Genomic DNA, 24,291 nt, shown 5'->3' with positions numbered 1-24,291 from the left:
CCGAGTTCCGCTCTGTCAGGCGAACGCGCGCAGCAATGAGGTGCGAAACGCGCTCAGCGCTGCGGCCGGCTCGCCCTGACGCTGAGCCACGCGCCGGCCAGCAACAGCGCGATGGCGACCGCCTGGATCGGGTGCGCCTGCGCGCGGCCCGACGCGACCAGCAACAGCGTGGACAGCAGGGGCGCCAGATACGACAGGCTGCCCAGCAGGGCGATGTCGCCATGCTTGGTGCCGTGGTCCCACAGCCAGAAGGCGGCGCCGACCGGACCCATGCCCATCACCACGAGCACGGCCCATTGCAGCGTCGTAGGCGCGACGGTGTGTTCGTACAGCAGGTGGCACAGCGCACCCAGTAGCGCCACGCCGGCACAGCCGACGGTGATGGCGGCGGTCGGTACGTCGGCGAAGCGGCGGTTGAGGACCGAATACGCCGCCCAGATCACCGCCGCGCCCAGCGCCGCCAGATAGCCGGGAAGATGCGCCGGGTCCACCTGCAGCCAGTTGCCGCGCGTGACCAGCAGCGCCGCCGCAAGCATCCCCAACCAGGTTCCGATCCACTGGCCCCGGCGCACGCTCACGCCGCCCAGCAGGCCGGCAAACACCACGATCAGCAGCGGCCATAAGTAGTTGAGCAGGTTCGCTTCCACCGCAGGCGCGCGTTTCAACGCGATGAAGTACAGCGCGTGGTAGCCGAACAGGGCGAGCGTGGACAGGGCCAGCGCGGCAACAGGCTGGCGCAGTTCGCGAAGTCCGCTGCGCCCTCGCATGACGGCACGCAGCAGTCCCAGGATGGCCGCCACACCGAAACCGATCGCCAGCACCTGGAACGGCGGCAGGTCGCCAGTGGCGGTGGTCAGCACCGCCAGCGACGCCCACAGCAGGATCGCGGCCAGCCCGGTCAGCGTGGCCGTACGCTGCGATGCCATGGGGGGCCTCAGCGCGGAAGCGCGATGTCGGCGAACGAGGCGACGCGCGCGTGGCCGTGGGCGGCGTCGCCTTCGCGCGGCGTCGGATAGTCGTCCCGCCGGTCGATCAGGCAGGTCTGCAGGCCGACCTCGCGGGCGGCATCCAGTTCTTCGACCACATCGGAGAGGAACAGGATCGTGTCCGCCGGCTGCCCGATACGCGCGGCGATCGCGCGATAGCTGTCCGCCTCGCGCTTGCCGCCGACTTCGGTATCGAACCAGTCGGAAAACAGCGGCGTCAGGTCGCCGGCATCGCTGTGGCCGAAGAACAGCTTCTGCGCCGCCACCGAGCCGGACGAGTAGACATACAGCGGATACCCCTGCGCATGCCAGTCGCGCAGCGCGGGTGCGGCGTCCGGATAGATGTGGGCGGTGAAGTCGGCGTCGCGGTAGCCGGCCTGCCAGATCATGCCCTGCAGCGCCTTCAGCGCCGTGTGCTTGCGGTCCTGGTCGATCCAGCCCTGCAGCGTTTCCACGATGACGTCGTCGCTGCAGATGCTGCCATGCTCGGTGGCCACCACGTCGAGCCAGCGTCGCACATCCGGATCCTGCCCGTGTTCGCGCACGAAGCCGGGCAGGGCACGGCGCGCATACGGGAACAGCACGTCCTTCACGAACGAGATGCTGCTGGTGGTGCCTTCGATGTCGGTGAGGATGGCGGAAACGGGCATGGTGATCTTCGAGGTGGCTGTAGAGCGGAGCTTGCTCCGCTGCGCTGTTCATGGGGAACGATGGGAGAGCAGCAGGCGCCGATCCTTGGCGCGACGGTTCATCGCCGTCGAGTCGCCGGACCCTCACCCCAACCCCAGGGGAGAGGGGGCTCAGCGTTCGGTCGGGCCGTCGTAGCGCGGGAACTGCTGCGCCAGCGTAGTGCCGGTGAAGTGGCCCACCCAGCCGTCCGGCTCGGTGAAGAAGCGGATGGCGACGAAGCTCGGCTCCGGTCCCATGTCGAACCAGTGCAGGGTGCTGTCGGGCACGGCGATCAGGTCGTCCTTCACGCATTCCACTTCATAGACCTTGTCGCCCACGTGCAGGGTGAACAGGCCCGAGCCGGCGACGAAGAAACGCACTTCGTCTTCCTTGTGGTAATGCTCGTCCAGGAACTTGGCGCGCATCGCCTCGCGCTGCGGGTTGTCCGGCGCGATGCTGACCACGTCCACGGTCTTGAAGCCGCGCTCGGCCACCAGCCGGTCGATGTCGGCGCGATAGGCGTCGATCACGTCCTCGGCGGGCGCGCCCGGCTCGATGGCCTTGTTCGCCTTCCATCGCTCGAAGGTCACGCCGATCTTCTTCAGTTCGGCGGCGATGAAATCGGGGTCGTAGCTGGCGAACTCCGGCGTGGCCGGGTCGGATTCGCTGAAGATGCGCAGTCGGCTCATGGCGGTGGCGTCAGGCGGCGGGGGGATGCCAAGGGTAGCAAACCCGGTCGCCCGGCCCTGTTGCGGAAACGGAACGCAACGATAACGGCAGGCTATCAGCGCCGGCAGCCGAGCTTGCGCAGCTCCAGTTCCGCCGCGAACAGGAACTCGAACGCTTCCAGATGGCGCCGCGCCTCGGCCATCGTGCGGCCCCAGGCGTACAGGCCGTGGCCGTCGATCAGGTAGCCCCACAACGGCTGGTTGTCGAGCAGGGCGTCCACCTGCGCCGCGAGCGTGGGCATGTCCTGGGTGTTGGCGAACACCGGCACGTCGATCGCCATTTCATGCGTGCTGTTGCCATGGAAGGCCTTCAGCAGCTCGAAGCCCTCCAGGCGGACGTGGCCGGCGCCCGCGAACAGGCGCGAGGCCACCGTCTGCACCAGCGAATGGGTGTGCAGGACGCAGCCGATCTCCGGGTAGCGCCGGTACAGCTGCGTGTGCAGCAGCGTTTCCGCCGACGGGCGATGGTCGCTGCCGAAGGCCTTGCCATCGAAGTCGACCACCATGATGTCCGCCTCCACGAGCCGACCCTTGTCGCGGCCGGAGACCGTGATCGCCGCATGGCGCTCGTCCAGGCGTTCGGAGAAGTTGCTGCTGGTGGCCGGCGTCCAGCCGAGCTGCGACAGCTCGCGGACATTGGCGATGATGGAGTGCGCGCGCGCGCGCAGCCGTTCGGCGTCGTAGGGGAGTGCGCTCATGCGCGCATTCTAGCCTGCGGGGTGTGGACCGGACCGCCGGGCCTCAGGGCTTGCCGCGCCGCGCGAACCCGCGATAGGCCGCCAGCGCGAGCAGGGCGATGACCATGCCGCCGACCAGCGTGCTCACCGGCGTGGAATAGACCAGCAGGCCGCAGGCCACCAGGGCGCCCATGCCGATCACGCGGTCGCGCGCGCTCGGGCGTCGTCCCGGTGCACCCAGCAGCAGGCTCAGGCCGGCGGTGGCATAGGCCATCACCACCAGCACCACCACCATCTCGATAAGCGTCTCGAACTGGCCCGACACGGTGGGCGACAGGGTCAGGATCGCCAGCGCCGTCATCGACAGCGCCACCAGCAGCAGTCCCCAGCCGGCCGACCCGTTCGCCCGCAGGCGTCCGAAAATCGCCGGCAGGTAGCCGCGGTGCGCGGCGCGCGCGCCCGACTCGCCGGTGACCAGCATCCAGCCGCCGAGCGTGCCGGTGGCCTTGAGCGCCGCCGCCGCCGCGATGACCGGGATCGCCCATGCGCCGAACATCTGTCCGGCCACCAGCGCGAACGGTGCGCTGGAGCTGGCCAGCTGGTCCACCGGCACGATGCCCATCATCAGCACCGACGACACCAGGTACACCAGGCCGGCGATGACGATGCCGCCCAGCGTGGCGAGCGGCACGTTGCGTGCCGGATTGCGGACCACGCCGGCGACCATCGCCCCGGTTTCCAGGCCCACGAAGGCCCAGAAGATCGGCGCCAGCGAGCTGAACACCACGGCCGCGTCGGAGGTGCCGGACACGTTCCAGGCCGCACGGTAGAGCGCCGGGTCGAAGCTGCCCCAGCCCCAGATCAGGATCGCCGCCACCGGCAGCAGGCCCAGCACCACGCACAGCGACTGGAATCGCGCGATCTGGCGCGGACCCAGCAGGTTGAGTGCGAACATCAGCCAGATCAGCACCAGCTGCCCGCCCAGGCGGGTCCACTGGCCGTCGCCCAGCGGCAGCAGGATCACCAGGTAGCCGAACGCCGCCACCGCGATGGCGTTGTTGCCGATCCACGAGGAAATCCAGTACAGCGTGGTGGCCAGGAAGCCCATGTCGCGGCCGAGCGACGGGCGCACGTAATCGTCTGGCGATTCCAGGTTGGGATAGTCGCGCGCCAGCCGTGCGAACGCGCTGCCCAGGATCACCGCCAGCACCGTGCCCAGCAGCCAGGCCAGCGCGGTGACGCCGCCGGACTTGGCCAGCGTGGCCGGCAGCAGGAAGAACCCCGACCCGATCATGTTGTTGGCCACCACGAAGGTCGCCAGGACGGGGCCAATCTGACGCGCGCTGCCGGTGGTCATCGGGAGAGCCTGGAAGGGGAGGACGATGGAATGGAAACGGCCGGCCTCCCGGCCGGCCGTCGTCGGGCGTGGCTCAGGCCTGCTGCCTGAGCTTGCTGTGGCGGAAGCCGTAGACGAAATAGATCACCAGGCCGAGCAGCGTCCAGCCGACGAACAGCTTCCAGTGCTCCATGAAGGGCTGCACGAACAGGTAGAGGCAGGCCAGCACGCCGAGCGGGCAGACGACGATCGCCAGCGGCACCCGGAACGGGCGCGGGATCTCCGGCCGCGTGTAGCGCAGGATCAGCACGCCGGCGCAGACGGTCGCGAAGGCGAGCAGGGTGCCCATCGACACCATTTCGCCCAGCAGGCCGATCGGCAGGAAGCCGGCCAGCGCCGCCGCGATCACGCCCACGATGATCGTGCCCACGTACGGCGTCTGGTACTTCGCGTGCACCTTGCCGAAGACCTTCGGCAGCAGGCCGTCCTTCGCCATGCTGTAGAAGATGCGCGGCTGCGCCATCAGCATCACCAGGATCACCGAGGTCAGGCCGGCGATGGCGCCGATCTCGATCAGCGTCTTCAGCCACAGCAGCTTGGGGTACGCCTCCAGCGCGGTCGCCACCGGCTTGGCGGTGCCCAGCTGGGTGTAGGACATCATGCCGGTCAGCACCGCGCAGACGATGATGTAGATGACCGTGCAGATCGCCAGCGAGCCCAGGATGCCGATCGGCATGTCGCGCTGCGGGTTCTTGGCCTCGCCGGCGGCGGTGGAGACCGCATCGAAGCCGATGTAGGCGAAGAACACGATGGCGGCGGCACGGGTGACGCCCTCGAAGCCGAACTTGCCAGGGCCCTCGTTCGCCGGAATGAAGGGCTGCCAGTTGGCCGGGTCCACGTACTGCAGGCCGAAGGCCACGAACAGCAGGATCACCGTGACCTTGATGGCCACCACGATGGCGTTGACGAACGCCGACTGGGTGATGCCCACGTAGCAGAGGCCGCTCACCGCCGCCACGATGAACACCGCCGGCAGGTTGAGGATGGCGCCGGAACGGATGAACTCGCCATTGGCCACGGTGAACGTGGCGTTGGCCAGCGCGTCGGGGATCGGCACGCCGAGCGTGCCTAGGAAGCTGTTGAGGTAGCCGGACCAGCCGACCGCCACCGTCGAGGCCGCGAACAGGTACTCCAGCACCAGGCACCAGCCGATGAACCAGGCCACGAACTCGCCCAGCGTCGCGTACGAATACGAATACGCGCTGCCGGAGACCGGCATCAGCGCGGAGAACTCCGCATAGCACAGGCCGGCCAGCGCACAGGCGATGCCGGCCAGCACGAAGCTCAGCATGATCGCCGGGCCGGCGTGGTTGGCCGCGGCCTGGCCGGTCAGCACGAAGATGCCCGCGCCGATCACCGCACCCACGCCCAGCATCACCAGGTGGCGTGCGGTCAGTGTCCGTTTGAATCCGCTCTCCCCGTCCAGACTGCCTTCGAAAGGTTCACCGGCATCGACGTGGCCTGCCGGTGCGACCGGCTTGACCCTGAACAGAGCTTTGAGCATTCGCAGCGTCCCCTTGGAAGACTTCATGCCGACGAAGCGTTTCGCCGGGCGGTGGCAACGGGTCATGGGGCGGCCCCATGGAAGGCCGTACCTTGCCAAAGCGGGCCGGGGATCACAAGCGCAGGTGCAGCATGGCCGGCGATAATCGCGGCCCGATCACCCACGCCCAAAGAGAAAGCGCCTCGTGCCAGCCGTCCATGCCGCCCTCCGCGAACACCTGGCCGCCTACGCCCGACGCTGGCCTGCCGAAGGAGACGTGGTGGGCCAGTTCCTCGCCCTGCTTGACGATCCCGCCGATCCCTTCCTCCGCGAGAGGCTGGAAGGGCATCTGACCGGTGGCGCCTGGCTGGTCAGCGGCGATGGCGAACGCGTGCTGATGACCCATCACCGCAAGCTCGGCCGCTGGCTGCAGCTGGGCGGGCATGCCGATGGCGATACCGACATGGCGCGCGTGGCATTGAAGGAGGCCGAAGAGGAGTCGGGGCTGTCCGACCTGTCCGTCGAGGACGACATCTTCGACCTGGACCGGCACTGGATTCCCGAGCGCAAGGACGTGCCGGGCCACTGGCATTACGACGTGCGCTACGTGGTGCGCGCCAACGGCAGCGAGGCGTACGTGGTCAGCGACGAGTCGCTGGACCTGGCCTGGCGCGGGATCGCCCCGCTCGCCGACGATGCGGACCCGTCGATCCGCCGCATGGCCCGCAAATGGCTGGCGCGGAGTACTGCGTAGGGTGGGCCTGGGCCTACCGTCCCGACCGCATCAGTACAGCACGCGCACCCGCAACGTGCCGTCGATCGCCGCCATCGCCTCGCGCAGGCTGGCGGTCTGTTCCTCGTCGGCGGTGACGTCGATGACCACGTAGCCGACTTTCGGATCGGTGCGCAGGAACTGGCCGTCGATGTTGATGCCGCGGTCGCGGAAGATGTCGTTGATCTGCGACAGCACGCCGGGCACGTTGCGGTGGATGTGCAGGATCCGGCGGCTGCCGTCGTGGCCGGGCAGGGTGACCTCGGGGAAGTTCACCGACGACAGCGTGCTGCCGTTGTCGCTGTACCGCACCAGCTTGGCCGCCACCTCGATGCCGATGTTGTCCTGCGCCTCCAGCGTGCTGCCGCCCACATGCGGGGTGAGGATGACGTTGTCCAGGCCCCGCAGCGGGGACTCGAAGGATTCGGCGTTGCCTTTCGGTTCCACCGGGAACACGTCCACCGCGGCGCCGCCGACGTGGCCGGACTTCAGTGCATCGGCCAGTGCGTCGATGTCGACCACGGTTCCGCGCGAGGCGTTGATCAGATGCGCGCCCGGCTTCATCGCCGCGATCTGGGCCTGGCCGAACATGCCCTGGGTCGCCGGGGTTTCAGGCACGTGCAGCGTCACCACGTCGCTCTGCGCCAGCAGGTCGTCCAGGCTGACGGCGGCACGGGCGTTGCCCAGCGACAGTTTGGTCTCGATGTCGTGGAACAGCACGTGCATGCCCAGCGCCTCGGCCAGCACGCCGACCTGGGTGCCGATGTGGCCGTAGCCGATGATGCCCAGCGTCTTGCCGCGCACTTCATGGCTGCCGGCGGCCGACTTGCTCCAGCCGCCGCGGTGGCATTCGGCGTTCTTCTGCGGAATGCCGCGCATCAGCAGGATGGCCTGCGCGATGACCAGTTCGGCCACGCTGCGGGTGTTGGAGTAGGGTGCGTTGAAGACCGGGATGCCGGCCAGTTCCGCCGCGTCCAGGTCCACCTGGTTGGTGCCGATGCAGAAGCAGCCCACCGCGATCAGGCGTCGCGCCTGCGCCAGCACGTCCTCGCTCAGGTGCGTGCGCGAGCGGATGCCGACGATGTGCGCTTCGGCGATGCGGCGTTTCAGTTCGTCTTCCGGCAGCGACTTCTCGTGGAACTCGATCTGCGAATAGCCCGCGGCACGGAACGTCTCGACGGCCGTCTGGCTGACCCCTTCCAGCAACAGCACGCGGATGTCCTGCTTCGGGTACGAGGTCTTCTTGATCGACATTGCCGGAAAGGTCGCCGCGGAGAGGGAAGGGGCGTCACTATGCCAGATGGATGCCGGCGATGGTGCGGCGCGCCATGGAAAGCTCGGTTGCGGTTTTCCCGGCTTGGTTGCCGCTGAAACGAAGCCCTGCATCGGCTGGACGCCACCCGGCATCGCTGGCACGCTGGGCGCCCCCGAAAATGCTGCCCCCGCAATGAGCGATCCGCGCCTGGAAGCCCTGCTGCACGCCGCCCCGGCGCTGCGCCTGAAGACCGATCCCGCCGACCTGGAGCACTACGGCCGCGACTGGACCCGGCGCTGGACGCCATCGCCGCTGGCCGTCGCGTTGCCGGCCACCGTCGACGACGTGCAGGCCGTCGTGCGCTGGGCGAATGAACATCGCGTGGCGGTCGTGCCGTCGGGCGGACGCACCGGCCTGTCCGGCGGCGCCGTGGCGGCGAACGGCGAACTGGTGCTCAGCCTGGAGCGCATGAACCAGGCGCTGGACTTCAATGCGGTGGACCGCACGCTGACCGTGCAGGCCGGCATGCCGCTGGAGGCCGTGCACAACGCGGCGCGCGAGCATGGGCTGGTCTATCCGGTGGACTTCGCCGCGCGCGGTTCCTGTGCGATCGGCGGCAACATCGCCACCAATGCCGGCGGCATCCGCGTGATCCGTTACGGCAACACGCGCGAGTGGATCGCGGGCCTGAAAGTCGTCACCGGTGCCGGCGACGTGCTGGAGCTCAACAAGGCGCTGATCAAGAACTCCAGCGGCTACGACCTGCGCCACCTGTTCATCGGTTCCGAGGGCACGCTGGGCGTCGTCGTCGAGGCCACCGTGCGGCTGACCGATCCGCCACCGCCGACCAATGTCATGCTGCTGGCGCTGCCGTCGTTCGAGGTGCTGATGCAGGTGTTCGCGGCATTCCGCGAGCGCCTGCAGCTGGAGGCGTTCGAGTTCTTCACCGATCGCGCACTGCGGCACGTGCTGGCGCATGGCGCGCAGAAGCCGTTCGACGAGATCCATCCTTATTACGTGGTCACCGAGTTCGCGATCGGCGACGAGGCGAAGGAAGCGGCGGCGATGGCGGCGTTCGAGGCCTGCATGGACCAGGGCTGGGTCAGCGACGGCGTGATCAGCCAGTCCGACGCGCAGGCCGCGCAGCTCTGGCGGCTGCGCGAGGGCATCACCGAGGCGCTGGCGCGCTACGTACCCTACAAGAACGACGTGTCGGTGCGCATTTCCGCCATGCCGGCCTTCCTGGCAGAAACGCAGGCGCTGCTCGGGGAGGCCTATCCGCAGTTCGAGGTGGTGTGGTTCGGCCATATCGGCGACGGCAACCTGCACATCAACGTGCTGAAACCGGACGGCATGGAGAACGCGGACTTCGTCACCCAGTGCGAGCAGGTCACCAAGCTGCTGGCGGCGTCGCTGAAGCGCCACGACGGCAGCATCTCGGCCGAGCACGGCATTGGCCTGGTCAAGAAGGGCTACCTGGAAAGCACGCGCAGCACCGGCGAAATCGCGGTGATGCGCGGCATCAAGCAGGTGCTGGACCCGAACGGCCTGATGAATCCCGGCAAGCTGTTCGACAGCTGATACCGCCACCGGATTCAGCCGCGCGGCACCGATTGCAGGTAGTCTTTGCGCACCGTGCCGACTGCGGCGCTCCCCCGTCTGGAAACTCCATGTCCCGATTGATCCTGGCCGGCGTGTTGCTGGCGTTTTCCCTGCCGGTGCTGGCCGGCAGCTTTGCCGGGTCTTCCGCCGGCGCATCGTCGGCCGGCTCGTCGGCCTCCTCGGGCAGTTCGTCCGGCGACGACAAAGTCGTCGTGCAGGCGCGCGAGGACGCGGCCAGTTTCGTCGCCACCGAGGGCCGCATCCGTGGCGCGCAGCTCGAAGCCGCGCTGCGTCACCTGCGCGAGAAGGATGAAGCCGCACGCAAGGCCAGCGACATGCAGCTGGCGCAGGCCATCCTAGCCCGCTGATGCACGCGCGTCGGCCCCTTGGCCGGCGCTTGGCCGCGCGCCTGCTGGGGGCCTGGCTCGCTGCGGTCGCCACATCGGCGGCCGCGCTCGATATCGATCCGACCGGGGTTTCGCCCGACGAGATCGCCGCCACGCAGGCGCTGGTCGACGACGTGCTGCCGCGACTGCCTTTGGCGTGGCGTGATGCCCTGCCATCGGGCCTTGTCCTGCAATGGCGCGATGACCTGCCGACGCATGTCGCGGGACGGCGCGTGGGCGACCATGTACGGCTGCCGCGCCGGCTGCTGGAAGCGTGGAAGACGCGCGACTCCCTGCCGTCGGACGATGCGTCCCTGCTCGCCGTCCGCCAGGCGCTGGTGCACGAACTCGCCCACAGCTACGACCGCGCACGGCGCAACGCGCTGTCGGGCGATCCGCGCCTGCGCGATCTGGCCGGATGGCAGCGCAGCGTGTTCCCGCTGGCGGGCCGCCGCTCGCGCAACGACTTCGTCGCGCGCACGCCCGATCCGTACGAACTGGAGCGACCCTCCGAATTCGTGGCGGTGAATCTCGAGCATTTCGTGCTCGATCCGGACTACGCATGCCGGCGTCCGGCACTGCATCGCCATTTCGCCGCGCACTTCGCCATGCCGTCCGTGGCGGACGGGTGCGCGCCGGGCCTGCCGTTCCTGGAGGCCGATGCGGAGGCAGGCGATGCCTCGCTGCTCGCCCTGGATCCATCGCGCGTCTATGCGATCGACTACCTGCTGGCCGAAGGCAACACGCAGGCGATGAGCCGCTGGGGCCACAGCATGCTGCGGCTGGTGATCTGCGCGCCCGGCCGGACACCGGGCCCGGACTGCCGGCTCGACCTGTCCCATCACCGCGTCCTCTCGTTCCGTGCCTTCGTCGGCGATGTCCAGATCTCCGGCTGGCGGGGATTGACCGGTTCCTATCCGTCGCGCCTGTTCCTGCTGCCGCTGGACCAGGTGATCGAGGAATACACCCGGGTCGAACTGCGTGGCCTGCAGTCGATTCCGCTGCGGTTGCAGCGCGAAGAGATGGCATCGCTACTCGAGCGTGCCGCGCAGTTGCACTGGAGCTACGACGGGCGCTACTACTTCATCAGCAACAACTGTGCCGTCGAGACCTGGAAGCTGCTGCACGACGGCGTGCCACGGTTGGCCGGGGAATCACTCGCGAGCATCACGCCGACCGGCTTGCTGAAGAAGCTCGAGCGTCGTGGCGTCGCCGATGCCGGCGTGCTCGACGATGCCGCAGAGGCGCGACGGCTCGGTTACTACTTCGAGCCGATGAGCGCGCGCTACGACGCCCTGTTCGCGGTGGTGCGGCAGGCGCTGGGGGTGCCGCAGCAGGATGCGCAGGCATGGCTGGCGCTGCCGCCCGCCGAACGCGCGGCGTGGTTGCCGCGGGCCGACCTGCGCACGAACGCGGCGCTGCTGGTACTGGAGAACGCGGCGCTCCGTCGCCAGCAACTGCGGCTGCGCGATGAACTGAAACGGCGCTACCTGGGGCGTGACGCACCTGCCGGCCTTGAGCCGGCGCTGCAGGCCCTGCGTGCCTGGCTGGGCGATACCGGCTTCATCAGTCGCCCCTCGGAGTTGCTGCCTCAGGGCTACGGACTGCCGCAGGCGGACGAGCGCGAGCGCATTGAAGAGGAAGCCCGCCTGCGTTTGACCCGCCTGCGCGACCAGGACGGGCGCCTACGCGGGGAACTCGAACGCTGGCTACCCGCCGATCAGCGTGACGCCCTGCGGGGCATCGAAGCGAACCTCGACACCATCGGCACCCGCCTGCGCACCCCGTAGCGTGCGCCGCGCGCACGACCGCAGGATCTGTCGCCATCGCGTCCGTCGCGAGACGAAGGAAGGTTTCAGGGGGCGTACGCATAGCGCACGCTACGAGGCCTCGTGCCCGCCGCGCTGTGGGCATCCACGTAGCCTGCGCCACGCAAACGACCGCAGCATGCTTCATCGCGCAGCGGGAGCTTCAGCGGGTCGTGCGCAGCGCGTACCCGACCTCAATCCGCGCGGCCGCCGAACTCGCCGGTGGTCGTGTTGACCAGGATGCGCTCGCCGTTGGTGATGTACTCGGGCACCATGATCTCGATGCCGGTGCTCAGCTTCGCCGGCTTCGGACGCTTGGTGGCGGTGCCGCCCTTCAGTTCCGGCGGCGTTTCCACCACTTCCAGCGTCACGTGCTGCGGCAACTGCAGCGCCACCGGCATCTCATCGATCACCTGCACGTAGCAGCCCGTCAGTCCGTCGGTGATGTAGCCGGCGTCGTCGCCGATCACGTTCGCATCCAGCGTGTACGGCGTGTAGTCCTCGTCATCGAGGAACACGAAGGCGTCGCCGTCCTTGTAGGAATACGTCGCCTGGCGGCGCAGCAGCTCCACTTCGCTGAGGGTGTCGTCGGCATCGAAGCTGGCGTCCAGCTTGTTGCCGCCCGGCACGCTGTACATGATGAAACGGAAGCGCACGTTGCCGCCGCGGCCCTGCGGCGAGCTGCGCTCGATGTCGCGGATCTGGTACACGCCGCCGTTGTGTTCGACGACGTTGCCTTTCTTGATGTCGAAAGCTTTCATGGTGAGGAGCCGGGATTGGGGAGTGGAGATTCGGGATTCGTTGGAGCAGGGCCGGCACCGACGGAGTCGGGTCCGCCTGTTGCGAATCCCGAATCCCGAATGCCGAATCCCGGCTTACTTCGGTGCCAGCCGCACGGCGCCATCCAGCCGGATGGTTTCGCCGTTGAGGTAGGGATTGCCGAGGATGTAGGCGACCAGGTCGGCGAACTCCTCCGGCCTGCCGAGGCGGGACGGGAACGGGATCGAGGCGCTGAGCGACTGCTGCACGGCGTCCGGCATGCCATCGACCATCGGCGTCCAGAAGATGCCCGGTGCCACCGTCATCACGCGGATGCCGAAGCGCGACAGCTCGCGCGCCATCGGCAGCGTCATGCCGACCACGCCGCCTTTCGATGCCGAGTACGCGGCCTGGCCGATCTGGCCCTCGTACGCCGCCACGCTGGCGGTATTGACGATCACGCCGCGCTCGCCGTCGGCATTCGGCGCGTTGTGCTGCATCTGGTCGGCCGCGGCCTTGGCCACGTTGAAGCTGCCGACCAGGTTGACCATCACCGTGGCCTGGAAGGTCGACAGCGGCATCGGTGCTTCCTTGCCCAGCACGCGGCCGGCACCGAGGATGCCGGCGCAGTTGATCGCCGCATTCAGCCCGCCCAGGAAATCCTTCGCCGCCGCCACGTTCGCCGCCACGCCGGCTTCGTCGGTCACGTCGGTGCGGAAGTAGCGGACATGTGCCTCGCCCAGTTCGGCGACGGCTGCGGCGCCCTTGTCGTCGTTGACGTCGAACAGCGCGGCCTTGCCTCCCTGGGCGACCAGATGGCGGGCGACGGCCAGGCCCAGGCCGGAAACGCCACCGGTGATGACGGCGCGGGTGTCGGAAAGCTGCATGCGGTGAACCTGGTGCGGAAAGGCCGGCATTTTAACGCGATGGCGGGTGACGGGCGTCGCGCCAGTGATCCTGAGGGGGGGCTGTGGGAGCGACGTCAGTCGCGATGGGGCTTCACAAGGAAGGCTTCTTCGCGACTGACGTCGCTCCCACACCGGCCGGACCAAGTATCCCGCCGCTCAGGCGTGCACGCGTTCCAGCGGCGCATCGGCGAGGCGCCGCGCGAATTCGTCCGGCGACAGGCCGGGGGCGAACAGGAAGCCCTGGCCGACCGGCACGCCGAGGTTGAGCAGGAACTGGCGCTGCGCTTCCGATTCCACGCCTTCGGCCACCAGGCCCAGGCCCAGGCTGCGGGCGATGGCCGAGACCGCCTGGCAGACCGCCACGTCGGAGCGGTTGTTCGGCACGCCTTCGGTGAACAGCGGGCTCAGTTTCAGGCCGTGGATCGGCAGGCGGCGCAGGTAGTTGAGCGCGCTGTAGCCCTCGCCGAAATCGTCGATGGTCAGCAACACGCCCAGCTGGCGCAGGTCGGCGAAGGTGCGCAGCGTGGCCGGCGCGTCCTCGATCAGCACGCGTTCGGTGAACTCGAGCTCCAGTGCGCTGCCGGGCAGGTCGAACTCGGCGAGGATGGCGCGTACCCGGTCGGCGAGATCGTCGCCGGCGAACTGCCGGTACGACACGTTGACCGCCACCCGCACGATGCCCAGGCCCATGTCGCGCCACGCGGCCACCTGGCGGCAGGCTTCGCGCAGCACCCAGCTGCCGATGCGCACGATGTCGCCGGTGGTTTCGGCGTGGCTGATGAACACGTCCGGCCGCAGTTCGCCCAGCTGATGGTTCTGCCAGCGGATCAGCGCCTCGCCGGCGATGATGCGGCCGTTGCGCAGGTCGACCTGCGGCTGGTAGACGAGGCGGAACTCCTCGTTGTCCACGGCACGCCGCAGCTGCGTCTCGATCTGCAGCCGGTCCTGCTGCCGCTGCGCCAGTTCCTGGGTGAAGCTCTGCCAGCCGTTGCGCGCGCGATGCTTGCTGTCGTACATCGCGATGTCGGCATTCTGGATCAGCTGCTGCGGCCGGGTGCCATCTTCCGGCGCCACTGCCAGGCCGATGCTGGCGGTGATGGCGAACTCGTCCTTGCCGAAGCGGAAGGCGTCGGCGAACGCGCCCAGCACCGCATGCGCCATCGCTTCGGGCAGGTGCGGATCCTGGCCGGCGTCGCAGATCACCAGGAATTCGTCGCCGCCGAAACGGGCGATCATGCCGTCGGTACCCACCGCGCCGCGGATGCGGTCCGACGCCTGCACCAGCAACTCGTCGCCGGCGTTGTGGCCCAGTACGTCGTTGACCATCTTGAAACGGTCCAGGTCGATGTAGAGCACGGCGACGCGCGCGCGCTCGGGGTCGGCCAGCCGCGCGCCGAGCTCGGTCAGCACGGCGTCGCGGTTCATCAGCCCGGTCAGCGGGTCGGTGCGCGCCTGGATGCGCAGCATCTCCTCGGCCTGCTTGTCCTGCGAGATGTCCTGCATGGTGCCCGTGATCCGCGAGGCGCCGGGATCGCCGGGTTCGGCATCGCCGATCACGCGGATCCAGAACGGATGGCCGTCGGCCTGGGTGCCCTGCAGTTCCATGTCGAAGCCCTGGCCACCGGCGGTGATCAGGTCCAGCGCGCCGCGCAGGCGGCGGCGGTCGGTCTCGCGCAGGCACGACAGCATGTCGTCCATGGTGACCAGCGCCCGCGCCGCGCCGAGGATGCGCTGGGCCTCGTCGGTCAGGTACATGCGGTCGCGCCCCAGGTCCCATTCCCAGCCGCCGATGTGCGCCAGCGACTGCGCGCGGTCGAACAGCGCGCTGTCGCGCTTGAGTTCGGTGACGTCGCTGAACAGCGTGGTGACCTGCGATGGCGTACTGGCGCCGGGGGCGAACTGCGGCACCGAGGTGGCGGTGAGCCACAGCAGCTGTTTCTTCTCGCGGTGGTACAGGCCGAGCAGCACGCTTTCGATCATGTGCCCGCTGTCGAGCGCGCGCTGGGCGGGCAGTTCGTGGCGCGCCATCTCGCGCCCGTGCTCGTCGACGATATGCCAGCGGCCCATCGCCAGCTCCTGGTCGGCCCGCTGGTCCTCGCGGATGCCGAAGATGCGCATCGCCGCGCCATTGCAGTACTGCACTTCCAGATCGCGGTTGTGCACCACGATGCCCTTGTCGATGGTCTCCATCAGTTCGCGGTAACGCAGCTCCGCCAGGCGGCGGCTGCTGATGTCGCGGGCCACGGCGACGATCGCCTTGCGGCCATCGAAGCTGATGTTGGCCGAGTGCACTTCCACCGGGAAGCGGGTGCCGTCGCCGCGCATGTTGGTGACCTCGATCACGTAGGTCTCGCCGCGGTTGAGCGTTTCCCACACCGGCACCAGGTGGTCGCGCGGCAGGTCGGGGTTAAGCACGTTGATGTTGCGGCCGACGATTTCCTCGCGAGGCCGCTTGTAGGCCAGCATACCGGCCTTGTTGAGGTCCAGGATGGTGCCGTCCTCGGCGATGATGCTGACCGGGTCGGGCACGGCGTCGAACAGGTTGCGGTAGCGCGAACGCTCGGTGTCCGCCTCGTGCTGCTTGGCCAGCAGTGCCTCGCGTGCCTGGCGGAGCAGGTCGGCGTGGGGGCCATCGGCCGTGCCCGCGCGTTCGAGCGCGGCGACCAGCGCCATCACCTCGATGTCGCTGGCCGGCCTCTGGCTCATGCGGCCGCCAGCGCCTTGCCGACCCGGCTGCCGGTCTCGCGCCCGAGCCGGGTCGACAGCCAGCGGCCGGTATCCGCCAGCAGGTCCAGATCCACGCCGGTGCGCAGTCCGAGGCCGTGCAGCAGGTAGACGACGTCCTCGCTGGCGACGTTGCCGCTGGCCCCCTTGGCGTACGGGCAACCGCCTGCGCCGGAGACGGCCGAGTCCACCACGCGCACGCCGACGTCGAGACAGGCCAGGATGTTCGCCAGGGCCTGCCCGTAGGTGTCGTGGAAATGCACGGCCAGCGCGGGCATCGGCACCTCGGCGGCGACCGCCGACAGCATGTCGGCCGCCTTGCGTGGCGTGCCGACGCCGATGGTGTCGCCCAGCGAGATTTCGTAGCAGCCCATCGCATGCAGCTGACGCGCCACGCGCACCACGTCGGCGACGGGCACCTCCCCCTGGTAGGGACAGCCGAGCACGGTGGAGACGTAGCCGCGTACCTTCACGCCATCGGCGGCGGCGCGCTCGAGTACCGGGCGGAACCGTTCGATGGATTCGTCGATGGAGGCGTTGATGTTCTTGCGGTTGAACGCCTCGGACGCGGCCGTGAACACCGCCACTTCCTCGACGCCGACGGCGCGCGCACGGTCGTAGCCGGTCTCATTCGGCACCAGCACGGGATAGGCCGTGCCGGGCCGTCGCTGGATGGCCGCGAACACCTCGGCGGCGTCGGCCAGCTGCGGCACCCACTTGGGGCTGACGAAGCTGGTGGCCTCGATGCTGAGCAGGCCGGTGCGCGACAGCCGGTCGATCAGTTCCACCTTGTCGGCGGTGGCGACGAGGGTCTTCTCGTTCTGCAGGCCGTCGCGCGGCCCCACCTCGACGATGCGGACGAAATCGGCGGTGGAGGAGGGCAGGGCGTTCATGACCGTTTCCCGTCCTTGGCGCGGCGCATGCGCAGCGTCCTGTCGCGGCCATCGAAGGCGTCGAACAGCGCGGGCTCGGACCGCAGCAACCGGCGCAGCTGCTCGGGCCTGCCTTCGAACACGTAGGTACTGGCGTCGGCCTCGCGCGCCTTCAAGGTTCCCTGCTGCACGCGTTGCATGATGTCCACCGTGTCGAGCATCGCGATCTGCAGCGTATCGTCGCGAATGCGGTATTTCAGCAGTGTGACCGCGCCGGCCGGCATGCCTTTCGGGATGGGCGGCGCGCCGGCCTGGCCGGTGGCGAACAGGCCCTCCAGCTCCTTGAAGCCCAAGGCCAGGTAGCGTTCGCCGTCCAGCTCGAATCCCAGCGCGTCGAACTCCGGCGCCTGGGCGCGCGCACCGTCGCGCAGGCGCACCCGGCAGGCGGCATCCACGTCCGCATGATCGTCCTTGCCCAGCGGCACGCGGTCCTGCGGGCTGTCGGGCAGCGGGATCCAGCGTCCGACCAGGGCGGGGTCGCAAGTCAGCGGTGCCGGCGGTTGTTCGAACATGACGCAACCGCCCAGGGTGCAGGCCACCAGCAGGACCGCCGCCACACGCCACGAGGTCCGCGCTGCAGACCTCACTCGAGCGCTACCAGGACGGTGTCGGCCTCGACGAAATCCCCGGCCGCGGCGCGCAGTTCGGCCACCACGCCGGCGCGGGGGGCCCTGATGGCGAGTTCCATCTTCATCGCCTCCATCACCAGCAATTCCTGTCCTGCGTCCACACTGTCCCCCGCTCGTGTCTTCACCACCACCACGCGACCGGGCATCGGCGCGATGATGCGCCCGTCGCCGACGCTGTCGCCGCCCGCCGTACGCTGGTACGCAGGCAGGACCTCCAGCGTTGCGCGCCGTTCGCCGTCGTGAAGGGTCAGCCGACGGCCACGGCGGTGGATGCGCAAGCGGCGTGCCTGATCATGGATACGCAACTCGAGCAGGCCAGCGGTCAGGCGGGCGCCGTCGACCGGATGCGCCGTGCCCTCGATCTCGACGACGTAACGGCCCGCATGGCCGTGCCCGAGCGTCTCCCAGCGCTGGTCGCGGTGCTGGAAGGCCAGCGGCCGGCGTCCGGCATGGCCCAGGCGCCAGCCATCGGCGGCCGCCCAGGGCGAGCCGGGATCACCGGAGGCCGCGGCGTCGCGCCGGGCCGACGTTTCCTGTTCCAGCAGCACCGCAACCGACGCGGCCACCTGCAGGTCCGGGGTCAGCGACGGCGCCGGCATGAACTCGTCCAGGTGCCGGTCGAGGTAGCCGGTGTCGATGCGGCCCTCCACCACGGCCGGATGCCGGACCAGCTGTTCGAGGAAGCCGATGTTCGACTTGGGCCCGACGATGTCGCAGTCGGCCAGCGCCTCGCGCAGCCGCGCCAGCGCGTTGGGACGATCCTCGCCCCAGACGATCAGCTTGGCGATCATCGGGTCGTAGAAGATGGTCACCACGTCGCCTTCGATCACGCCGCCATCGAGGCGGACGTCGGCGGACGGCGTGGGCAGCACCAGCGATTCGAGCCGTCCGGAGCCGGGCAGGAAGCCGGCTTCCGGATCTTCCGCGTACAGGCGCACCTCGATGGCATGGCCGCGCTGCGCGATGGCGTCCTGCGTCAGCGGCAACGGCTCGCCCGCCGCCACGCGCAGTTGCCATTCCACCAGGTCCAGTCCGGTGACCATTTCGGTGACCGGATGCTCCACCTGCAGGCGGGTGTTGATCTCCATGAAGTAGAACCGGCCTTCTGGATCGACGATGAACTCCACCGTGCCCGCATTGGCGTAGTCGATGGCCTGCGCCGCCTTCACCGCGGCATCGCCCATGGCGGTGCGCAGCGCGGGCGTGAGGAACGGCGATGGCGACTCCTCCAGCACCTTCTGGTAGCGGCGCTGGGCCGAGCACTCGCGTTCGTTGAGGTGCAGCGTGTGGCCGTGCGTGTCGGCGAACACTTGGATCTCGATGTGGCGCGGCGACTGCACGTAACGCTCCAGCAGCACGCGGTCGCGGCCGAAGGCATTGGCCGCTTCGCGCTGGCAGCTTTCCAGCTGGCCGATGAAGTCCTCCAGCCGGTGCACCACGCGCATGCCCTTGCCGCCGCCGCCGTGCGCAGCCTTGATCATCAGCGGGAAGCCGATGCGGGCGGCTTCGCGCGACAGCGTGTTCGGCGACTGGTCCTCGCCGGTGTAGCCGGGCACGACCGGCACACCGGCGGCGTCCATCAGTTCCTTGGCGCCAGCCTTGCTGCCCATCTTGCGCATCGACGTGCCGGACGGGCCGATGAACACCATGCCGGCGGCCACGACGGCATCGGCGAAGTCGGCGTTCTCGGACAGGAAGCCGTACCCCGGATGGATGGCCTGGGCACCGGTCCGCTTCGCGGCATCGAGAATGACGTCGCCGCGCAGGTAACTGTCGGCCGGGCGCGGACCGCCGATCAGCACCGCTTCGTCCGCCTGGCGCACTTGCTGCGCATCGGCATCGGCCTCGGAATAGACGGCGACCGTACGGATGCCCAGCCGGCGACAGGTACGGATGACACGGCAGGCGATTTCGCCGCGGTTGGCGATCAGGATCTTGGAGAACATTAGGGCTCGATTTCCGCGGGAAGGTGGCAGACGGCCTCGATGTTGTGGCCGTCCGGATCGATGGCGAAGGCGCCGTAGTAATTCGGGTGGTAATGCGGGCGCAGGCCGGGCGCGCCGTTGTCGCGTGCGCCGGCAGACAGTGCCGCCGTGTGGAAGGCGTCCACCTGGGCACGGGTCTGCGCGCTGAAGGCGATATGGGATCCGCTGCCGGGCTTGCCGCTTCCCTTGCCGACCCAGAACTGCGGGCGTCCCGGCGGGCCGAAGCCGCAGCCTTCATAGCCGCCACTCATCTCGCGCGTCACCTCCATGACGACGCCATGGCCGAGCGTGGCCAGCACACGTTCGTAGAAAGCGCGGCTGCGTGCGTAATCGGCGACTTCGATGCCCAGATGGTCGATCATCGGCTTACTCCTTGGTGGTCCATGCCGGTGCGCGCTTGTCGAGGAAGGCCGACAGCCCTTCCTGGCCTTCCGGCGATACGCGCAGGCTGGCGATCAGGTCGGCGTTGTCGGCGTCCACGCGATCGCGGTCGGCACCGGCGGCCACGCGCGCCACCAGTCGCTTCGCACCGGCCGCCGCGTGCGGCCCGGCCTTCAGCAGCAGCGCGATCTGCCGCTCGATCGCGGCGTCGAGGGCGTCCGCGGCGACCACGTCGTGCAGCAGTCCGATCCGCAGCGCGGTGGCGGCGTCGAAGATCTCGGCGGTGGCGAACCAGCGACGCGCCTCGCGCGGCCCGATGGCGGCGATGACGTACGGCGAGATCACCGCCGGCAGCAGGCCCAGCTTGCTCTCGGTCAGGCCGAACTTCGCCTCGGGCACGCCGATGGCGATGTCGCAGCAGGCCACCAGACCCACGCCGCCGCCGAATGCGGCGCCATGGACGCGGGCGATCGTGGGCTTGGGCAGTTCGTCCAGCGTGCGCATCAGGCGGGCCAGGGCGAGGGCGTCGTCGCGGTTGGCCGCTTCGCTGGCCGAGGCCATGCCGCGCATCCAGTTGAGGTCGGCCCCGGCCGAGAACGAGGCGCCGCTGCCTTCCAGCACGACGACACGGACGCCGTCATCGGCGCCGACCTGCTCGAGCGTGGACGTCAGCGCCGCGATGAGGGCGGCGTCGAAGGCGTTGTGGAGGGTAGGGCGATCCAGGCGCAGGCGCGCCACGGCGCCCGACCGGGTCAGCGAGAGGGGATGTTCCTGCGGGGGGGCCGCCATGCCTGCCGTTTCCTGCGAAGTCGCCGAATGATAGCGGCACGGTGCGTTGCGGCCGTCGTGCAGTGCGGCGATGCTACAATGAGAACAATTCGCATTTGAGGCCTGCGCGTGATCCTGACCGAACTTCCCTGGCGTACCCCCGCCATCGTCGAGAGTGTCGAAGACCACGGTCCGCAGGACACCATCGCCCGTCGCCTGCGCGAACTGGGCTTCGTCAATGGCGAGGAGGTCGAAGTGGTGGCCAAGGGGCCGCTGGGCGCCGAGCCGCTGCTGGTGCAGGTCGGCTTCACCCGGTTCGCGCTGCGCCGCTCCGAAGCGGCCCGCGTGCGTCTGCGCAACGGAGCGGTGGCATGAGCGCGGCCGAGGCAGCGACACTGCGCTTGGCGCTGGTCGGCAATCCGAATTGCGGCAAGACCGCGCTGTTCAACCAGTTGACCGGCAGCCGGCAGAAAGTGGCCAACTACGCCGGCGTCACGGTCGAACGCAAGGAAGGCCGGCTGCATTCGTCGGCGTCCGGGCGCCACTACGCCGTGCTCGATCTGCCGGGGGCCTATAGCCTGCACGCCGCCAGCCTGGACGAGGCGGTCACCCGCGACGTCTGCCGCGGCTTCTATCCGGGTGAATCCGCGCCGGACGTGCTGGTCTGCGTGGTGGATGCCACCAACCTGCGCCTGCACCTGCGGTTCGCGCTGGAAGTGCGCCAGCTCGGCAAGCCGATGATCCTGGCGGTCAACATGATGGATGCGGCCCAGCGTCGCGGCATCACCATCGACCTGGCCGCGCTGGAGCGCGAACTGGGCGTGCCGGTGGTCGAGACCATCGCGGTGAAGCATGGCGGCGCGCGTGCGCTGGTCGAACGCATCGACGCGGTCGCTGCGCATCCGCGCGAACCGCGTGCGCACCTGGCCGAAGGCGCCGACCTGCATGCGGAAACCCGTCGCCTGTTGTCGCTGGCGGTCACCATGCCCACGCGCACGGCGAAGATCGACGATGCGCTGGACCGCTGGCTGCTGCATCCGGTGTTCGGATTGCTGGCGCTGGCGGTGGTGATGTTCCTGATCTTCCAGGCGGTCTATGCCTGGGCCACCCCGCTGATGGATCTGATCGACGCCGGCACCGGTGCGCTGGGCGAGTGGGCGGGCGGTGCGTTGCCGGAAGGTCCGCTCGCCAGCCTGCTGGTCGACGGCATCATCGCCGGCCTCGGCGGCGTGGTCATCTTCCTGCCGCAGATCCTGATCCTGTTCGCCTTCATCCTGGCGTTGGAAGAGAGCGGCTACCTGCCGCGTGCGGCCTTCCTGCTGGACCGCATGATGGCATCGGCCGGCCTGTCGGGCCGTTCGTTCATCCCGCTGCTGTCGAGCTTCGCCTGCGCCATCCCCGGCATCATGGCCACGCGCAGCATCCAGGATCCGCGCGACCGGCTGGCGACGATTCTGGTGGCGCCGCTCATGACCTGCTCGGCGCGCCTGCCGGTGTATGCGCTGCTGATCGGCGCCTTCGTGCCGAACGAGAAGGTCGGCATCTTCAACCAGCAGGGACTGGTGCTGTTCGGCCTGTATGCGGCCGGGATCCTCAGCGCGCTGCTGGTGTCCTGGGTGATGAAGAAGTGGCGCCGGGACAAGGGCGAGCACGCGCTGCTGCTGGAACTGCCGTCGTACCGCATCCCGCACCCGCGCGACCTGCTGATCGGCCTGTACGAGCGCGCGATGATCTTCCTCAAGCGCGTCGGCGGCATCATCCTGGCGCTGACCATCCTGCTGTGGTTCCTTCTGAACTTTCCGGCGCCGCCGGCGGACGCGGCGGGTCCAGCGATCGACTACAGCTTCGCCGGTCGCATCGGCCATGCCATGGCGGTGTTCTTCGCGCCGCTCGGCTTCAACTGGCAGATCTGCATCGCGTTGATTCCCGGCCTTGCCGCGCGCGAAGTGGCGGTCGCCTCGCTGGCGACGATCTACGCGCTCTCCGCCGCGGACGATGACGCCGCCATCCAGGCGCTGACCCCGGTCATCAGCGACGGCTGGTCGCTGGCCACCGCGCTATCGCTGCTCGTCTGGTTCATCTATGCGCCGATGTGCATCTCCACGCTGGCCACCATCAAGCGCGAGACCAACTCGTGGAAGCAGATGGGCTTCGCGGCGTTCTATCTGTTCGCACTGGCCTACCTGGCTTCGCTGGTGACCTACCAGGTCGCCCGCGCATTGGGCGCGGGCTGAGCATGGAGCCGTCGCTCGCCCTGCAGTACGCCATCATCGCGGTCGCGGTGCTGGTCAGCGCCTGGGTGGTGGTGAAGAAGCAGCTCCCCGGTCCGCTGCGCAAGCTGCGCGGTACGCTGGCGCTGCCGCTGTTGCGCGAGGGAAACGCAGGATGGCGTCGCCGCCTCGGACGCTGGATCGCGCCGCCTGCCACGGGGACGGATGGCGCTTGCGGTGGCTGCAGCAACTGCGGCCCCGAGAAGAAAGCGTAGGCCGCCCTCGCGCCGGCGTCAGTGCCGGGTGCGCCGGGCCCCCGCCTTGCCGGTGGCGGGATTGAGCTCCACCGACAGCACGAAGCTGCGCTGCTCGTGCGGCTGCATGGCGCCGACGCCGACGACCTGACGGGTCACTTCCTCGCCACGGTCGTTGCGGATCGACAGCACCACGCTGTATTCCCACGCCGCACCTTCGGCGGGCGGCTGCAGCGTGCCTTCGATCCGCAGTGGCGTGAGCGCGGGCGCCGCGTTGGCGCCCGCTCCCGGTTCGAAGCGCAGGTGATGGCGGCAGCCCGGACAGACCGCCGCGCTTTCCAGGATGGTCGCCTTGCAGTGCGGGCAGGTGCGGGTGGCGCCGGCACTGCCGGGGCGGGGTTGGCTCATGCGGCGGCGCCGGGCTCCGTGCCGGTGGACTTGCCGCCCTTGGCGGGCGCTTCATCCCAGCCGAAATCCGCATTGCCCCGCATGCGCGAACCCGCAGCCACGGTCAGTGCGCCGGCCTTCACGTCGCCGACCAGCACGCCGGAAGACAACAGCTCCACCCGGGACGCCGACTCGATGTTGCCCTCGAGTTCGCCGGCGATGGTGACCTTCTTCGCCCGCACGCCGCCGTTGAGCTTCGCGCCGGTCTCGATGGTCAGGTCGCCCTGGACATTGACGTCGCCCTTGAACTTGCCGGCGATGCGGATGTGCCCGGTACCCTCGATCTTGCCTTCGATCGTCAGGTCGGCGGCGATCAGCGATTCCTTCAGGGCCTCTTGGGGCGCAGGGCGTTCGATCTGACGCGTGCCCGGCGGGGCGGTGACGGCCGGCGAAAAATCCGCGGGCGCCGAAGTGTCGCGCAGGGTGGCGACGGCGGGCTCGGGCGGGGTGGGGGCGTCCTTCTTGGCGGGCGCTTGGTCTTTCCAGATGGACATGCAGGGGATGCTCCAGCGTGGCAGGGCTCCCGACTATC

24 protein-coding genes are annotated in these 24,291 nt (G+C 69.0%); 7 read left to right on the top strand and 17 right to left on the bottom strand.

Features of this window, described 5'->3' with window-relative positions; translation table 11 throughout:
- Positions 1–53: 53 nt before the first annotated feature.
- The 6 genes from VGN58_RS09970 to VGN58_RS09945 form a co-directional block, all read right to left on the bottom strand.
- Positions 54–926: a DMT family transporter gene (locus tag VGN58_RS09970; protein WP_327483092.1), complete on the bottom strand. Its 873-nt coding sequence runs from the start codon at positions 924–926 to the stop codon at positions 54–56.
- An 8-nt stretch (positions 927–934) separates the two neighbouring features.
- Complete coding sequence (gene mtnC, locus VGN58_RS09965; RefSeq protein ID WP_327483091.1) at positions 935–1,636, bottom strand: acireductone synthase; 702 nt, start codon at positions 1,634–1,636, stop codon at positions 935–937.
- A 150-nt stretch (positions 1,637–1,786) separates the two neighbouring features.
- Positions 1,787–2,344, bottom strand: a complete 558-nt coding sequence (locus VGN58_RS09960; protein ID WP_327483090.1) for an acireductone dioxygenase — start codon at positions 2,342–2,344, stop codon at positions 1,787–1,789.
- A 95-nt stretch (positions 2,345–2,439) separates the two neighbouring features.
- The gene (locus VGN58_RS09955) at positions 2,440–3,081 is read right to left on the bottom strand and encodes a methylthioribulose 1-phosphate dehydratase (RefSeq protein WP_327483089.1); all 642 of its coding nucleotides are present in this window, start codon (positions 3,079–3,081) and stop codon (positions 2,440–2,442) included.
- A 43-nt stretch (positions 3,082–3,124) separates the two neighbouring features.
- Positions 3,125–4,417, bottom strand: coding sequence for an amino acid permease (locus VGN58_RS09950; protein ID WP_327483088.1), 1,293 nt, complete (start codon positions 4,415–4,417; stop codon positions 3,125–3,127).
- Between the two features lie 73 nt (positions 4,418–4,490).
- Entirely contained in the window at positions 4,491–5,960 is a 1,470-nt protein-coding gene (locus tag VGN58_RS09945) for an amino acid permease (protein WP_327483087.1), read from the bottom strand.
- Between the two features lie 184 nt (positions 5,961–6,144).
- Here VGN58_RS09945 and VGN58_RS09940 point away from each other — a divergent pair, with 184 nt between their 5' ends.
- Complete coding sequence (locus VGN58_RS09940; protein ID WP_327483086.1) at positions 6,145–6,693, top strand: NUDIX hydrolase; 549 nt, start codon at positions 6,145–6,147, stop codon at positions 6,691–6,693.
- A 30-nt stretch (positions 6,694–6,723) separates the two neighbouring features.
- Here VGN58_RS09940 and serA read toward each other — a convergent pair whose 3' ends face one another.
- Positions 6,724–7,965: a phosphoglycerate dehydrogenase gene (gene serA, locus VGN58_RS09935; RefSeq protein WP_327483085.1), complete on the bottom strand. Its 1,242-nt coding sequence runs from the start codon at positions 7,963–7,965 to the stop codon at positions 6,724–6,726.
- A gap of 193 nt (positions 7,966–8,158) precedes the next feature.
- On the opposite strand from serA, the gene VGN58_RS09930 reads away from it, so the two are divergent.
- The 3 genes from VGN58_RS09930 to VGN58_RS09920 all read left to right on the top strand — a co-directional run bounded on the left by VGN58_RS09930 (position 8,159) and on the right by VGN58_RS09920 (position 11,744).
- Positions 8,159–9,547, top strand: coding sequence for an FAD-binding oxidoreductase (locus VGN58_RS09930; protein ID WP_327483084.1), 1,389 nt, complete (start codon positions 8,159–8,161; stop codon positions 9,545–9,547).
- 89 nt (positions 9,548–9,636) lie between these two features.
- Positions 9,637–9,936, top strand: coding sequence for a DUF2388 domain-containing protein (locus VGN58_RS09925; protein ID WP_327483083.1), 300 nt, complete (start codon positions 9,637–9,639; stop codon positions 9,934–9,936).
- Between the two features lie 29 nt (positions 9,937–9,965).
- Entirely contained in the window at positions 9,966–11,744 is a 1,779-nt protein-coding gene (locus VGN58_RS09920) for a DUF4105 domain-containing protein (protein ID WP_327483082.1), read from the top strand.
- 212 nt (positions 11,745–11,956) lie between these two features.
- On the opposite strand, the gene yeiP is transcribed toward VGN58_RS09920, so the two are convergent.
- The 8 genes from yeiP to VGN58_RS09880 all read right to left on the bottom strand — a co-directional run bounded on the left by yeiP (position 11,957) and on the right by VGN58_RS09880 (position 20,869).
- On the bottom strand, positions 11,957–12,523 hold the full coding sequence (yeiP, locus tag VGN58_RS09915) for an elongation factor P-like protein YeiP (RefSeq protein WP_327483081.1): 567 nt from the start codon (positions 12,521–12,523) through the stop codon (positions 11,957–11,959).
- 114 nt (positions 12,524–12,637) lie between these two features.
- Positions 12,638–13,408 (bottom strand): SDR family NAD(P)-dependent oxidoreductase, encoded by a 771-nt coding sequence (locus VGN58_RS09910; protein ID WP_327483080.1) that lies wholly within the window; start codon positions 13,406–13,408, stop codon positions 12,638–12,640.
- Between the two features lie 177 nt (positions 13,409–13,585).
- Positions 13,586–16,135, bottom strand: a complete 2,550-nt coding sequence (locus VGN58_RS09905; protein ID WP_327483079.1) for a sensor domain-containing protein — start codon at positions 16,133–16,135, stop codon at positions 13,586–13,588.
- Positions 16,132–17,046, bottom strand: a complete 915-nt coding sequence (locus VGN58_RS09900) for a hydroxymethylglutaryl-CoA lyase (protein WP_327483078.1) — start codon at positions 17,044–17,046, stop codon at positions 16,132–16,134. Before VGN58_RS09900 ends, VGN58_RS09905 begins: the two co-directional genes overlap by 4 nt.
- Complete coding sequence (locus VGN58_RS09895; protein ID WP_327483077.1) at positions 17,043–17,597, bottom strand: hypothetical protein; 555 nt, start codon at positions 17,595–17,597, stop codon at positions 17,043–17,045. The genes VGN58_RS09900 and VGN58_RS09895 overlap by 4 nt, the downstream gene beginning before the upstream one ends.
- Before the next feature lie 71 nt (positions 17,598–17,668).
- Positions 17,669–19,660 carry an acetyl/propionyl/methylcrotonyl-CoA carboxylase subunit alpha gene (locus VGN58_RS09890; protein ID WP_327483076.1) on the bottom strand — a complete coding sequence of 664 codons (1,992 nt, stop codon included), beginning with the start codon at positions 19,658–19,660 and terminating at the stop codon, positions 17,669–17,671.
- The gene (locus VGN58_RS09885) at positions 19,660–20,061 is read right to left on the bottom strand and encodes a VOC family protein (protein WP_327483075.1); all 402 of its coding nucleotides are present in this window, start codon (positions 20,059–20,061) and stop codon (positions 19,660–19,662) included. Before VGN58_RS09885 ends, VGN58_RS09890 begins: the two co-directional genes overlap by 1 nt.
- A 4-nt stretch (positions 20,062–20,065) precedes the next feature.
- Positions 20,066–20,869 carry an enoyl-CoA hydratase-related protein gene (locus VGN58_RS09880; protein ID WP_327483074.1) on the bottom strand — a complete coding sequence of 268 codons (804 nt, stop codon included), beginning with the start codon at positions 20,867–20,869 and terminating at the stop codon, positions 20,066–20,068.
- Positions 20,870–20,977: 108 nt separating this feature from the next.
- Between VGN58_RS09880 and VGN58_RS09875 the strand changes: the two genes are divergently transcribed.
- From VGN58_RS09875 to VGN58_RS09865, 3 genes are read left to right on the top strand one after another with little or no spacing between them, the layout of a single operon-like run.
- Entirely contained in the window at positions 20,978–21,223 is a 246-nt protein-coding gene (locus tag VGN58_RS09875; RefSeq protein ID WP_327483073.1) for a FeoA family protein, read from the top strand.
- Positions 21,220–23,082 (top strand): ferrous iron transporter B, encoded by a 1,863-nt coding sequence (gene feoB, locus VGN58_RS09870; protein ID WP_327483072.1) that lies wholly within the window; start codon positions 21,220–21,222, stop codon positions 23,080–23,082. Before VGN58_RS09875 ends, feoB begins: the two co-directional genes overlap by 4 nt.
- A 2-nt stretch (positions 23,083–23,084) precedes the next feature.
- Positions 23,085–23,333, top strand: a complete 249-nt coding sequence (locus tag VGN58_RS09865) for a DUF6587 family protein (RefSeq protein WP_327483071.1) — start codon at positions 23,085–23,087, stop codon at positions 23,331–23,333.
- 18 nt (positions 23,334–23,351) lie between these two features.
- Here VGN58_RS09865 and VGN58_RS09860 read toward each other — a convergent pair whose 3' ends face one another.
- Positions 23,352–23,720, bottom strand: coding sequence for a hypothetical protein (locus VGN58_RS09860; RefSeq protein WP_327483070.1), 369 nt, complete (start codon positions 23,718–23,720; stop codon positions 23,352–23,354).
- Positions 23,717–24,253, bottom strand: a complete 537-nt coding sequence (locus tag VGN58_RS09855) for a polymer-forming cytoskeletal protein (RefSeq protein WP_327483069.1) — start codon at positions 24,251–24,253, stop codon at positions 23,717–23,719. The genes VGN58_RS09860 and VGN58_RS09855 overlap by 4 nt, the downstream gene beginning before the upstream one ends.
- Positions 24,254–24,291: the final 38 nt, after the last annotated feature.

It is taken from the genome of Pseudoxanthomonas sp., assembly GCF_035999195.1.
In the GTDB taxonomy this organism is placed as follows: Bacteria; Pseudomonadota; Gammaproteobacteria; order Xanthomonadales; family Xanthomonadaceae; genus Pseudoxanthomonas_A.
The sequence above is the reverse complement of the archived record's forward strand: the minus strand, read 5'-3'. Positions and strand labels throughout refer to the sequence as shown.

Bases quoted from the DNA above. Each gene is read 5' to 3' on its own strand.
- VGN58_RS09910 (WP_327483080.1), bottom strand. From the start codon at position 13,408: ATGCAGCTTTCCGACACCCGCGCCGTCATCACCGGTGGCGTTTCCGGC.
- VGN58_RS09945 (WP_327483087.1), bottom strand. From the start codon at position 5,960: ATGCTCAAAGCTCTGTTCAGGGTCAAGCCGGTCGCACCGGCAGGCCAC.
- VGN58_RS09930 (WP_327483084.1), top strand. From the start codon at position 8,159: ATGAGCGATCCGCGCCTGGAAGCCCTGCTGCACGCCGCCCCGGCGCTG.
- VGN58_RS09865 (WP_327483071.1), top strand. From the start codon at position 23,085: ATGGAGCCGTCGCTCGCCCTGCAGTACGCCATCATCGCGGTCGCGGTG.
- VGN58_RS09905 (WP_327483079.1), bottom strand. From the start codon at position 16,135: ATGAGCCAGAGGCCGGCCAGCGACATCGAGGTGATGGCGCTGGTCGCC.
- yeiP (WP_327483081.1), bottom strand. From the start codon at position 12,523: ATGAAAGCTTTCGACATCAAGAAAGGCAACGTCGTCGAACACAACGGC.
- feoB (WP_327483072.1), top strand. From the start codon at position 21,220: ATGAGCGCGGCCGAGGCAGCGACACTGCGCTTGGCGCTGGTCGGCAAT.
- VGN58_RS09970 (WP_327483092.1), bottom strand. From the start codon at position 926: ATGGCATCGCAGCGTACGGCCACGCTGACCGGGCTGGCCGCGATCCTG.
- VGN58_RS09885 (WP_327483075.1), bottom strand. From the start codon at position 20,061: ATGATCGACCATCTGGGCATCGAAGTCGCCGATTACGCACGCAGCCGC.
- VGN58_RS09890 (WP_327483076.1), bottom strand. From the start codon at position 19,660: ATGTTCTCCAAGATCCTGATCGCCAACCGCGGCGAAATCGCCTGCCGT.
- VGN58_RS09900 (WP_327483078.1), bottom strand. From the start codon at position 17,046: ATGAACGCCCTGCCCTCCTCCACCGCCGATTTCGTCCGCATCGTCGAG.
- serA (WP_327483085.1), bottom strand. From the start codon at position 7,965: ATGTCGATCAAGAAGACCTCGTACCCGAAGCAGGACATCCGCGTGCTG.
- VGN58_RS09960 (WP_327483090.1), bottom strand. From the start codon at position 2,344: ATGAGCCGACTGCGCATCTTCAGCGAATCCGACCCGGCCACGCCGGAG.
- VGN58_RS09860 (WP_327483070.1), bottom strand. From the start codon at position 23,720: ATGAGCCAACCCCGCCCCGGCAGTGCCGGCGCCACCCGCACCTGCCCG.
- mtnC (WP_327483091.1), bottom strand. From the start codon at position 1,636: ATGCCCGTTTCCGCCATCCTCACCGACATCGAAGGCACCACCAGCAGC.
- VGN58_RS09925 (WP_327483083.1), top strand. From the start codon at position 9,637: ATGTCCCGATTGATCCTGGCCGGCGTGTTGCTGGCGTTTTCCCTGCCG.
- VGN58_RS09955 (WP_327483089.1), bottom strand. From the start codon at position 3,081: ATGAGCGCACTCCCCTACGACGCCGAACGGCTGCGCGCGCGCGCGCAC.
- VGN58_RS09880 (WP_327483074.1), bottom strand. From the start codon at position 20,869: ATGGCGGCCCCCCCGCAGGAACATCCCCTCTCGCTGACCCGGTCGGGC.
- VGN58_RS09950 (WP_327483088.1), bottom strand. From the start codon at position 4,417: ATGACCACCGGCAGCGCGCGTCAGATTGGCCCCGTCCTGGCGACCTTC.
- VGN58_RS09855 (WP_327483069.1), bottom strand. From the start codon at position 24,253: ATGTCCATCTGGAAAGACCAAGCGCCCGCCAAGAAGGACGCCCCCACC.
- VGN58_RS09895 (WP_327483077.1), bottom strand. From the start codon at position 17,597: ATGTTCGAACAACCGCCGGCACCGCTGACTTGCGACCCCGCCCTGGTC.